This is a genomic window from Streptomyces sp., assembly GCF_019510245.1.
Classification (GTDB): Bacteria; Actinomycetota; Actinomycetes; order Streptomycetales; family Streptomycetaceae; genus Streptomyces.
In genome coordinates this window covers 44,022-55,645 of record NZ_JAEKKT010000209.1, presented here as the reverse complement: position 1 = coordinate 55,645, position 11,624 = coordinate 44,022, and the positions used below count along the sequence as shown (strand labels likewise).

Genomic DNA, 11,624 nt, shown 5'->3' with positions numbered 1-11,624 from the left:
GGCTGACGTTCTTGGACACCAGCGTCGTGGAGGCGTACTTCGACGCGCTCATCGCGGCGTAGTAGCTCTTCCAGGGCTCGACGCCCTTGAGCACCTGGTCCCGGGCGAAGCTCAGGCTCGCGGCCGTCACCCCGATGCCGGGGTGCGCGAAGCCGGCGGCGCTGGTCGTAGCCGTCAGCGAGGGCAGCGGGAAAGACGCCGCGGCGGCGCTGACCGTGGTGCCGGAGTCGTCGGCGTGGACGAATCCGACGGCCGCGGTGGTGGCGGTGATGACCAGCGCGCTGGAGATCGCGATGGCCGTGGTCCGGTATCGGGGCGTGCGGTATCGCATTTCGTCCTCCAGGAAAGGTGGATGGGAGAGCGATGGACGAGCGATGGCGAGTGGCGTCAGTGGTGTCAGCGGCGTCAGTGGCCTTACCTGACACTTCCGAGCGTGATCCCCGCCCGCCAGAAGCGCTGAAGGGAGATCATGAGGACGAGCATCACGTACTTCACCTTGATGTCGGCGTGGGTGCGTTGAACTTGTCGACCACCGGCTGGATCAAGCGTTCCTCGGTCCAGCCCCACATCGCGATGGTCACCGGCCCGGCGGCCTTCGGAGCGTCTTGCTGCCGGAACCGCCACAGCCGGCGAGAAGGGCGGAGAGCGCCGTCACGGTCGCGGTGGCGGAGCGGAACTGCTTGCGGTTCATGGGCACGTCCTTGATTCAAGGCACGGCCGCCGGGCCTGGCGGCGCGGGTCGGGCAGCCTGGCGAGGGCGTTCGTAGAGACCGGTTTCTACGGGAGAATAGGGTTGCGTCGGCGCCCTGGCAATATGTCGAGCACGTAAATGTTCGCTGACTTCCGTCAGACGGAGAGGTTTTTAGACTCCGGTTTCTATCCGGGACCGGAAGCTGGAGTCGGTCAGCGGCCGGAACGCCGCGTCGAGTCCCGGACGACGATGTGCGTCCCCAGCACCTGGTGCTGGCTCTCCGGGTGCTCGTCCCGGTGCAGAGCCAGGCGGACCGCCGTACGGCCGAGTTCCTCGTGCGGGATGTTGACCGTGGTCAGCGTCGGATACACGTCGATGGCCAGCGGGATGTCGTCGTACCCTGCGACGGCGACGTCGTCGGGCACGCGCACCCCGCGCTCGCGCAGCGCCTGGAGCACACCGGCCGCGACCATGTCGGTGGCGGCGAACAGGGCCGTGAACCCGACCCCGCCGGCCAGCAGCTCACTCGTGCCCTGATATCCGAAGGCGCGGGAGAACGTCCCGTCGACGATCAGGCGGGGGTCCACGGGCACGTCGAGCATCTCGTGGGCGCGGCGGTAGCCGTCCAGGCGCTGGCTGCTGGTGGACAGCCCCGGCACCCGGCCCAGATAGACGATCCTGCGGTGGCCGGCGCTGAGCAGGTGGCTCGTCATCGCGAACGCGCCGCCCTCGTTGTCGTACTCGACGACGGTCGCCGGGACGCCCCGGCTCAGCGGCGGCCGGCCGATCAGCGCCAGCCGCGAGCCGACCTTGTCCAGCGCGCGGCCGAAGTGGTCCATGCGGTCTCGGTAGTCCTTGTCGTCCCAGGCCCCGCCCACGACGACCACGGCGTCCGCACGCTGTTCGCGCATCCGCTCCACCACGGCGAGGACCCGCTGGGGATCGCCGTGTGTGGTGCACAGCAGGCACAGCAGCCCCTCGGCCGCGGCCTGCTCCTCGACTCCGCGGGCGATGTGCGCGTAGAAGGGTCCGGTAACGTCGTCGACGACGAAGGCGACCGTCTTGTTGGTGGTGCTGCCCAGGGCGCGGGCGTTCGCGTTGAGGACGTAGTCCAGGTCACGCATCGCCCGCAGCACCTTCGCCCGCGTGGCCTCGGCCACCGGGTACGTCCCGCCGAGCACGCGCGAGACGGTGGACGCCGACACGCCGGCGCGCGCCGCCACGTCCCGGACGGTCGACGCCTCGAAGCGGGACGAAGTCACTGGGTTGGTGCCCACCTGGCCGGATCCCTCCGTTCGGCGTTATGTGCCCGCGAGGCACAGATTAGCGCCGCGTAGGCGACGTGGGATCAATCTAGTAGAGACCGATCTCTTCGCGGAGTAGGCAGCCGCTGAAGAGCCGGATCCTGCCAAAGGCGGTGGGCAAGGTCATGAGTTTGTTGACCGCGATCGAGTGAGCCTCTACGTTAGGGATCGGTTTCTAGGCTGCCCTACGAAGGACTCCCACGTGTCCCCACGTCCCAAGGCGCTGTTCGCCATGAGCCCGGAACACCTGCCGATGCTGTTTCCGGAACCGATCCTCAGCCGCCTGTCGGGCCTGGTCGACATCGATCCGAACCTGGTCGGGACGTCGTTCACCGAGGACGCGCGGGCTGCCGCGCTCGCCGAGGCGGAGGTGCTGGTCACCAGTTGGGGGTGCCCGCCCCTGGACGAGCGCGTACTGCAGGCGGCGCCCCAGCTGCGCCGGGTCGTACACGCCCTGGCGACAACGGCGTGAGCGCACACGCGTAACGGACAGGTTAACGACTGTCGAAATTATCGGCGCCGCGCAGATCGTTGCGCACCTCGTCTCCTGACTCGACGATGGCGGGAAATCGCTTTCCGGCATCGGGCACAAGGGAGATGATCGGCATGACAGCTCCACCCGAAGACCACGGTTCGGCCTTCCCCCTCAGTCGGCGCGCCGCCCTCAGCGCGGCCGGCCTCGGCATCGCCGCCACCACGATCGCCGCCTCCACGGCGGTGGTCGGCCCGGCTTCCGCCTCACCGCGTACCCGGCTCCGTACTCAACCCCGTGACGCCGCCCACACGACGACGTCAGCCGCAGCCTCGACGACCGTCACCTACGCTCATCCCGGTTTGCTCCACACCCAGGCCGATCTCAACCGGATGGCCACCAAGGTCGCCGCCGGCGCCCAGCCCTGGACGTCCGGCTGGGGCCGGCTCACCGCCAACTCCCACGCGTCCAGCAACTGGGTCGCCAACCCGCAGAGCTCCATCGTCCGAGGCTCGGGTTGCAGCGAGAACTACACCATCGCCTACAACGACATCGCCGCCGCGTATCAGAACGCTCTGTACTGGCGGATCACCGGCGACACCGCCCATGCGCACACCGCGGCCACCATCCTCAACCGCTGGGCGTCCACCCTCCGGACCATCAGCCTGTGCAGCACCGACGGCTACCTCGCGGCCGGCATCTACGGCTACGAATTCGCCAACGCGGCCGAGATCATGCGCGGCTACTCGGGCTTCGATCTGGCCGCGTTCCAGAACATGATGCGCACCGTCTTCTACCCCCTGAACAACGACTTCCTGATCAACCACCACGGCGCCTGCGTCCAGCACTACTGGGCCAACTGGGACCTGTGCAACATGTGCTCGATCCTGGCGATCGGCGTCCTGTGCGACGACAGCGCGAAGGTCAACCAGGCGATCACCTACTTCTCCAGCGGCGCGGGCAACGGCTCGATCAACCATCTGACCCCGTTCCTCTACTCGGACGGGACGGCGCAGTGCCAGGAGAGCGGCCGCGACCAGGGCCACACCATGCTGGACGTCGCCCTGGTCGGCGCGTTCTGCCAGATGGCGTGGAACCAGGGCTACGACCTGTTCGGCTACGAGAGCAACAGGGTCCTGCGAATGTGCGAATACATCGCGAAGTACAACCTCGGCAACGACGTCCCCTACACCCCCTACACCTGGCACGACGGCACCGGCTGCACGACCCTGGAATCGCAGAACACGATCTCCTCGGGCAGCCGCGGCAACATCCGGCCGTGCTGGGCGCTGGTCTACAACCACTACGCCCGGCTCAAGGGCCTGTCCGCGCCATACAGCAAGGCCTACGCCGGCCTGCTCGCCCCGGAGGGCGGCGGTGGGGACTACGGACCGAACAGCGGTGGGTACGATCAACTCGGCTTCGGCACATTGGCGTATTCGTTGTAAAAGGCGCCACCGTTTTGTAGGCGGATCTGCCACCCGAGCGCGAGTGTCGACCTCCCGGCCCCGAGCGCCACGGCCGAAAAGAGACAAAGAACGCGGCGCATGCCTCCCCCCGATTCCCTGGCGCTACCAGCCAAGGATGTCCGGCCGCCCAGGCCCGCGCAATATGTCGGGGTTGTCACGTTGACAGTGTCGCCGCTCTTCGCATCCGAATCCGACGCGCGGCCGGCCGGCCACCGCCCGAGGTCATGCGCCAGCCGCCGAGGCGATCGCAGTGCGCTGTCGCCTGCGCTCAACGCTACGCCCGCCGCGCCCCGCTAACCCGGCAGACGGGGCGCCGCCGTCGAATCCCGCTCCACGATCCGGGGTGGCACCGCGATCACCCTGACGCCGGGATCGTCCCCCGACACCAGATCCATCGCGGCGCGCGCCATCTCGTCCCAGGGCTGCACCAAGGTCGTGACCTGCGAGTCGGGCACCTTCGAACCGGCGCCGGGAACCGTGCAGCAGAGCACTGATATGTCGTGCGGTATCCGCAGGCCCGTGGCGGTGATCGCCGCGCCACCGGCGTAGTTCGTGTGGTCGTCGGCGAAGACGACGGCGGTGGGCGGCGTGGGCAGCGCCAGCAGTTCGAGCGCGGCTCGACGGCCGTCTCCGAGCCCTGACACGCGGACCAGATACTCCCGCGGAGCACGCACACCGGCCTCGAACAGCGTCTCGCGCCAGCCCTGGACCAACCGCGTATGCGCCGGAAGCCGTTCCGGCCCGGCGACCAGGGCGATCCGCACGTGACCGAGGTCGAGCAGGTGCCGCACCGCGACGCGTCCGCGATCGCGCTCGTCCACCCGGACCGCGCGTTCCCCGCGCCGCGGTTCCCCGGCCCCGACGGTGCACGCCGCGACCCCGCGCACGTCGAAGTACGCCAGCTGGGCATCGGAGAACTCCAGCAGAAGGCTGATGACCGCCGCCGCTCCGCGAGCGTCCATCGCGTCGAGCCACTTGCGCGGCGGACAGCTGCCGGCCCGCCGACGCACCGGCTCGACATCGCTCACGATGACGCCCACGCCACGGACGTACGCCTCCAGGCACACCGCGCGCAGCAGCTTCGACGTCACCGCGTCGTCCAGCCGACTCGCCACCACCTCCACCAGATTCCCCGCGCCCGCCGCCCCGGCGCGCCGAGCGCCCCGGCCGCCGACCACGGGATAGCCCGCCCGCCCCAACAGGTCCGCCACCCGCATCCGGGTCTGCGGCGCGACGTCGGGCCGCCCGTTGAGCACCTTCGACACCGTCGAGATCGACACTCCGGCGGCCCTGGCCACCGCACGAAGCTTCGGAAGCCCGGCCGATCCCTTCGCCATGCCGATCACCTCGCAGGGCGGCCGCCGTTGCGAGCGCGGGACGGTGTCAGGCGCAGCAGGCACGCGGTGTGCGGCGCGGCCGACGTGGCGTGCACGGCGCCGGCGGCCCAGCGAGCCTGAGCCTCGGCCGGGAACAGGGGATCGACGTGTACTGATTCCGGCCGGGGCACCTCGATGCGGGGCTCGGAGGCGTCGCGCCGCCAGATCGCGAGATACGCGACGTCGCCGAGCTGCGCGGCGGGCGTAGAGGGGCTCATGCGATCCGGCCAAGCGTTTCGAGGTCCACCGGGAAGGCCAGGGGACGCCCCGTGCTCAGGCGCTCGACCTCGTCGACCGCCGCGATGCCCAGCCGGGCCAGTTCGTTGCCCTGGGAACCGGCGATGTGCGGGGTGAGGAACACGTTGGGCAGGTCGAACAGGATCGAGTCCGTCGGCAGCGGTTCGGGGTGGGTGACGTCCAGGATCGCTGACAGGCGGCCGGTCTTCAGCTCCTCCGCGAGGGCTCCGGTGTCGACGAGTTCGCCGCGTGCGGTGTTGATCAGGACGCTGCCGTCGCGCATCCGGGCCAACTCGGCGGCGCCGACCATGCCGGTCGTCTCCGCGGTCAGCGGCGCGTGCAGACTGACCACATCGCAGGAGTCGAGCAGATCCGCGAAGGCGACCTGCCGCACCCCGCCCACCTGCGCGTAGGGATCGTAGAGGCAGAGGTCGAAGTCGTGAGGACGGAGCAACTCGATGACCCTCCGGCCGATCCGTGAGGCGCCGACGATCCCGACCCGGCGGCCGTAGTTGCCCACCTCGGGTTCGACCCGTCCGATGACGAACTCCCGCGTGCGGCTGTAGCGCTCCCGCAAACTGAAGACGCCCTTGCCGGCCAACAAGATCGCACCGACCGTGTACTCGGCGACCGGCACCGCGTTGGCGTCCGCCGCGCAGGAGAACGTCAGGCTCCGGGCCAGGGCCGCCGGGGTGGCCAGGTGTTTCACCGAGCCCGCGGCGTGCACGACGGTGGTCAGCCGGGGCGCCGCGAGCAGGGTGTCGGCATCCAGAGGCGGACAGCCCCAGCCGGTGATGAGCAGGTCGGCGCCGGCCAGCGTGGCGGCGGCGTCGGCGCCGGCGACACCGCCGGCCTCGAACGACGAGACGACCAGCCCGGGATCGATGTCGACCAGTCCGGTGAGCCGGGCCATGACCGGCGGCGGGAACAGCAGCGGCAGGTGTTCCGGGCTCATGGCGAACAGCGCCTGCAGGCGTGGCGGCACGGGGAGTCCTTTGATCCGATGGATACGTGGTAGAGACCGGTGTCTACGGTAGGGATGCTCGCTGATGGCGGTCAAGACTCCGGCGCCAGGAAATCGACAGCCGCGCTAGCAGCTGAAAACGATGTGAAAGGTAACGCATCCGTAACGGCATCTTGTGATCCGCGCCACGCATCTCTACGGTCCTAGAGACCGGTCTCTATTCGCGCCACCCTTACCCCGTTACCCGATCCACCCCGATCCACCTCGTCGAGACAGGACACACAGCATGATCTCCAGGACCTGCCGGGCGGCCGTGGCGCTGTCAGTCGGCGTCAGCCTGATCAGCGGATGCGGCAGTTCGAAGAGCGCGGGCGGACAGACCGGCACGGCGCAGAACCCCGTCGTGCTGGACTTCTGGGGCTGGAACAACGGCCTGCAGACCGTGGTCGACGCCTTCAACGCCAGCCACAAGGACGTCCAGCTCAAGTACACGAAGACCCAGGGCAGCATCCCCACGGTGCAGCAGCTGAACAACGCCTTCAAGGCCGGGAACGAGCCGTGCCTGGTACAGGGCACCGCCGAGAACGTGACGACCCTGGTCTCGCAGGGCGAGCTGGCCGACGTCACGCAGTGGGTCGCGCCACACAAGGCCGAGTTCAACCCCGGCGCCTTCGCCGGCGCCGGCGTCCAGGGCAAGGTCTACGCCGTGCCGACCAGCTCGGCGCCGGCCTTCACGATCTACCGGACCGACGTCTTCCAGCAGTACGGCCTCAAGCCGCCGGCCACGTGGGACGACTTCATCGCCGACGGCGAAGTCCTCAAGCAGCACGGGGTCCACATCACCAACTACGCCGGCGAGGACCCCAGCACCCTGGTCACGCTGGCCATGCAGGCCGGCGCGCACTGGTACGCCATCAACGGGAACTCCTGGAAGGTGGACTTCCAGGACCCGGCCACGCTCAAGGCCGCCACGGTGATCCAGAAGATCGTCGACGACGGCCTGGACTCGCAGCTCTCCTTCGCCGACTACACGGCCGTGCAGCGCAACTACGACGACGGCGGCACGGTCACCCGGCAGATCTCCACCTGGCAGATGGCCGGCATGGTGAAGAACTTCACCAAGTCGAACGGGAAGTGGGCGCTGTCCCCGTGGCCGGCCTTCGCCGGCGATCCGGCCAAAACGCCGGCCGGCACCAACCAGAGCGCGGGTCTCACGCTGATCACGGCCCAGTGCAAGGCCAAGGCCCAGGCCGCCGCCGCGGCGCTGTGGCTGTCGACCGATCCGGGCGCCGTGAAGACCATGGCCGATCCGGCGACCGGGGCCGGCCTGATGCCCGCCCTGGCCGATCCCTCGAAGTACGTCGCCGGCGCCGTCTCCGAGAAGCTGCTCGGCCCCGACTACCAGGACGGCCAGAAGGTGGTGACCGACAGCATCGGCACGGTGGCCACCGACTGGACCTTCGGCCCGGACTGGACCGCGATGTACGACGAGCTCGCCGACGGCTGGGCCAAGGTCATGTCCAAGCAGCAGAAGCTCACCGACCTGCTGGCGCACATGCAGCAGTGGACGGTCGCCGACCTGAAGTCCCGCGGCATCAACGTCGAGGGCTGAGAAGGGCTGAGAGAACGTGGTCCGTTCGATTCGCTGGAAGGGCGCGGCCTTCACCGCGCCCTTCCTGATCGGTTTCGTCTTCCTGTTCCTGATCCCCATCGGCTACGCGATCTACCAGAGCCTGTTCCTGGAGCAGCAGTCCGGGCTCGGGCTCGGCGGCACCTCGACCGAGTTCGTGGGGCTGCGCAACTACGGACACGGATTCACCGACGGCGCGTTCCTGGGCTCGGTGTGGCGGGTGTTCCTGTTCGCGTGCGTCCAGGTCCCCGCGCTGCTGGCGATCAGCCTGCTGATGGCGTTGCTGCTGGATTCGGTGACGGCCCGGGCCGCGGCACGGTTCCGGCCGGTCCTGCTGGTGCCGTACATGATTCCCGGGATCGTGGCCGCGATCGTCTGGGTCAACCTGTACAGCCCGATGGTCGGGCCGCTGACCCCGCTGGGCAAGGCTTTGGGCTTCTCCTGGAACTTCTTCGCCCCGGCGATGGTGTGGCCGTCCATCGGCAACCTGCTGACGTGGCACGGGATCGGCTACACCATGCTCATCCTGTACGCGTCGCTCCAGGCCGTCCCGCGTGAGCTGTTCGACGCCGCGCGGGTGGACGGCGCCTCCGAGCTGCGCGTGGCCCTGAGCGTCAAGATCCCCGCCGTGCGGCCCGCGCTGGTGCTGACCGGCATGCTCTCCATCATCGGCATGCTGCAGATCTTCAACGAGCCCCTGCTCTTCCGGCACGTCACCCCGCAGACCGTCACGGCCCGCTTCACACCGATCATGGTCATCTACAACGAGGCGTTCAACGCGGGGAACTACGACTACGCGGCGGCGTTGTCGGTGATCCTGGCGGCGATCCTCGGCACCGCGTCCTACCTCTTCTATCGCTTCACGTCTCGGGAGGTGGCCTGATGTCGACGACTCACCCGACGACGACGCGACCTGGAGACCGGCCGGCGGATCGAACGGCACAGCGCTCCGCCGTCCGGCGCGCCAAGGGCTCCGCACCGCCGTCCAGCTTCAGCGGCGCCGCCCGACGCCGCTCGGACCGCTTCGTCCTGGCCGGGCTGCTGCTGTTCGCCCTCTACAGCGTCTTCCCGGTCTGGTGGCTGATCGTGGCCGCCACCAAGGACCAGGCCGGGCTGTACCAGACGAACGGGCTCTGGTTCTCCGGGATGCACCTCGGCACGAACCTGCGGCAGTTGTTCACCTACGATGGCGGCGTCTTCCTGCGCTGGCTCGGCAACTCCATCCTGTACGCGGGAGTCGGGTCGCTCGGCGGAACCGTGGTGGCGATGGCCGCGGGGTACGGGCTGGCGCGCTTCGACTTCCCCGGCAAGGGCATGGTGTTCGCGTTCGTCGTGGGGTCGTTCCTGGTGCCCACCGCGATGCTGACGCTGCCGCTGTACTTGCTGTTCTCCAAGATCGGCCTGGTCGACACCCCCTGGTCCGTGCTGCTGCCGTGCTTCGTCAACCCGTTCAGCGTCTACCTCGCCAAGGTCTACACCGAATCGGCCGTGCCCTGGGAACTGCTGGAGGCGGCGCGCCTGGACGGCGCCGGGGAGCTGCGGATCTTCTTCAGCATCGTGCTGCGGATGATGGGCAGCGGCGGCGCGACGGTGTTCCTGCTGGCTTTCGTGGGGACCTGGAACAGCTTCTTCCTGCCGTTGACGATGCTGCGCGGCGAGCGGAACTGGACGCTGACGCTCGGGTTGTACGACTGGACCGGCAAGCGCCTGGAGTCGGGGCTGGACCTGACCGGCCTGGTGCTGACCGGAGCGTTGCTCTCGATCATCCCGCTGGCCGTGATGATGATCGCCATGCGGCGGTACTGGCGGTCCGGGGTGGCGATGGGCGCTTTGAAGTGAGGACTCTGCGAAACCCGGTCATCCGGGGTTTCGCGCCGGATCCGTCGCTGATTCGCGTCGGTGAGTGGTACTACGTGGCGACGAGTTCGTTCGAATGGTTTCCGACCATCCCGTTGCATCGATCGCGGGATCTGGTCTCGTGGGAGTACGCCGGGCATGTCGGGAGCGCCGTGCCCGGCGGCTCGCTGGCCGGGATCCCCGACTCCGGCGGCATCTGGGCGCCCGCGCTGAGTTGGGACGGCGAGCGGTTCTGGGTGGTCTACGCGATCGTGCGGTCGGTGATGAAGCCGTATTTCGATCTGGAGGTCTACGTCAGCACCGCGCCGGACGCGGCCGGGCCGTGGAGCACGCCGCGCCGGGTGAGCGGGCACGGTTTCGATCCTTCGCTGTTCCACCACGAGGGACGGCTGTGGCTGTTGAATCTGCGGAACGACCACCGTCCCGGCGGGAACCGGTTCGACGGGATCGTGCTCACCGAACTCGACCGCGAGACGCTGCTGCCGGCGGGTCCGACGCGACTGATCCTGCGGCGCGACCGTGACCGCGAGCGGTTCGTCGAGGGGCCGAAGCTCCTGTTCCGCGACGGTTGGTTCTACCTGGTGCTCGCCGAGGGTGGCACAGGGTTCGAACACGGGGTGCTGGTCGCGCGCAGCCGTGACATCGCAGGACCATACGAGGTCTGCGACGAGCCGCTGCTGACGTCTCGGGACGACCCTTCGCAACCGTTGCAGAAGGCGGGGCACGGCGAGTTGGTGCGGGCGCCGAGCGGGGAGTGGTTCATGGGCCATCTCGCTGCGCGGCCGGTGTCGACCGCCCACGGCCCTCGGTGCGCCTTGGGGCGTGAGACGGCGATCCAGGCGATCGCGTGGGATGACGACGGATGGCCTCGACTGCGTCACGGCGGATGGCATGCCGCTGTGGAGGTCGAGGTGCCCGACGTTCCGGACTCCCCCGACGGCGCGTCACAGAACTCTGAGAGCGGCGGCCCGGACCTCGGCTGGCCCTGGAGCACGTTACGCGAGCCGGTGAACGAGTCATGGGCGGACACGACGTCCCGTCCCGGCTGGATCCGACTGCGCGCACGGCACGGCCCGGAGTCGTTGTGGGACCAGAGCCTGCTCGCGCAACGGATCACCGAGCACCAGGCCCGAGTCGAGGTCACGATCGACGCGCGTCCCGCGACGTTCACTCAGGCCGCGGGCCTGGTGCTGTGGTACAACACTGAGGCGTACCTCGCCCTCGACCTCACCTGGACCGAACCGGGCCGCACCGCGCTGATGCTGACCACGCGCGACTCCGGCGGGCTACGCCGCGCGGCGGTCCGGGAGGTTCCGGCCGGACAACCGGTCACGGTGGGCGCGACGATCGACGGTGCCGACGCCCAGTTCTGGATGCGCAGCGGAGGCGGAGGCCGCGAGGAACCGATCGGCGCAGTCCTGGACTTCACCGAGTTGTCGGACGACGCCGGCGGCAAGCTGCGCTTCACCGGCGCGTTCGCCGGGATTCGGGCGCATGATCTGGTCGACGGGGTGTTCTGCGCCGATTTCCACGGGTTCCGGCTGGCGTCAGTCCGTTTCGGGGAGGGTTCGGGGTAGCCCGAAGCGCGGGCGGCGGCGATGCGGGGACGTCGGCCGAACCACCA

The 11,624-nt window shown here is 69.0% G+C and carries 10 protein-coding genes and 1 pseudogene; 6 read left to right on the top strand and 5 right to left on the bottom strand.

Going from position 1 to position 11,624, the window contains the following annotated elements; translation table 11 throughout:
* Positions 1 to 331 (bottom strand): annotated as a pseudogene (locus JF597_RS42390) (hypothetical protein); the annotation flags it as partial.
* Positions 332 to 903: 572 nt separating this feature from the next.
* Entirely contained in the window at positions 904 to 1,968 is a 1,065-nt protein-coding gene (locus tag JF597_RS42385; RefSeq protein ID WP_294009292.1) for a LacI family DNA-binding transcriptional regulator, read from the bottom strand.
* A 229-nt stretch (positions 1,969 to 2,197) separates the two neighbouring features.
* Here JF597_RS42385 and JF597_RS42380 point away from each other — a divergent pair, with 229 nt between their 5' ends.
* Complete coding sequence (locus JF597_RS42380; protein WP_294009291.1) at positions 2,198 to 2,467, top strand: hypothetical protein; 270 nt, start codon at positions 2,198 to 2,200, stop codon at positions 2,465 to 2,467.
* A gap of 134 nt (positions 2,468 to 2,601) precedes the next feature.
* On the top strand, positions 2,602 to 3,915 hold the full coding sequence (locus JF597_RS42375) for an alginate lyase family protein (RefSeq protein WP_294009290.1): 1,314 nt from the start codon (positions 2,602 to 2,604) through the stop codon (positions 3,913 to 3,915).
* Between the two features lie 314 nt (positions 3,916 to 4,229).
* Here JF597_RS42375 and JF597_RS42370 read toward each other — a convergent pair whose 3' ends face one another.
* The 3 genes from JF597_RS42370 to JF597_RS42360 are packed head-to-tail and all read right to left on the bottom strand — an operon-like array spanning position 4,230 to position 6,534.
* Positions 4,230 to 5,273 carry a LacI family DNA-binding transcriptional regulator gene (locus JF597_RS42370; RefSeq protein ID WP_294009288.1) on the bottom strand — a complete coding sequence of 348 codons (1,044 nt, stop codon included), beginning with the start codon at positions 5,271 to 5,273 and terminating at the stop codon, positions 4,230 to 4,232.
* 5 nt (positions 5,274 to 5,278) lie between these two features.
* Positions 5,279 to 5,530: a hypothetical protein gene (locus tag JF597_RS42365; RefSeq protein ID WP_294009285.1), complete on the bottom strand. Its 252-nt coding sequence runs from the start codon at positions 5,528 to 5,530 to the stop codon at positions 5,279 to 5,281.
* A complete protein-coding gene (locus JF597_RS42360) occupies positions 5,527 to 6,534 on the bottom strand; it encodes a hydroxyacid dehydrogenase (protein WP_294009283.1) in 1,008 nt (335 codons plus the stop codon). The genes JF597_RS42365 and JF597_RS42360 overlap by 4 nt, the downstream gene beginning before the upstream one ends.
* A gap of 265 nt (positions 6,535 to 6,799) precedes the next feature.
* On the opposite strand from JF597_RS42360, the gene JF597_RS42355 reads away from it, so the two are divergent.
* From JF597_RS42355 to JF597_RS42340, 4 genes are read left to right on the top strand one after another with little or no spacing between them, the layout of a single operon-like run.
* Complete coding sequence (locus JF597_RS42355) at positions 6,800 to 8,125, top strand: extracellular solute-binding protein (RefSeq protein WP_294009281.1); 1,326 nt, start codon at positions 6,800 to 6,802, stop codon at positions 8,123 to 8,125.
* Positions 8,126 to 8,141: 16 nt separating this feature from the next.
* Positions 8,142 to 9,026 carry a carbohydrate ABC transporter permease gene (locus JF597_RS42350; RefSeq protein WP_294009279.1) on the top strand — a complete coding sequence of 295 codons (885 nt, stop codon included), beginning with the start codon at positions 8,142 to 8,144 and terminating at the stop codon, positions 9,024 to 9,026.
* Positions 9,026 to 9,982: a carbohydrate ABC transporter permease gene (locus JF597_RS42345; protein ID WP_294009277.1), complete on the top strand. Its 957-nt coding sequence runs from the start codon at positions 9,026 to 9,028 to the stop codon at positions 9,980 to 9,982. Before JF597_RS42350 ends, JF597_RS42345 begins: the two co-directional genes overlap by 1 nt.
* Positions 9,979 to 11,577, top strand: coding sequence for a family 43 glycosylhydrolase (locus JF597_RS42340; protein WP_294009275.1), 1,599 nt, complete (start codon positions 9,979 to 9,981; stop codon positions 11,575 to 11,577). The genes JF597_RS42345 and JF597_RS42340 overlap by 4 nt, the downstream gene beginning before the upstream one ends.
* The last annotated feature ends 47 nt before the right edge of the window (positions 11,578 to 11,624 follow it).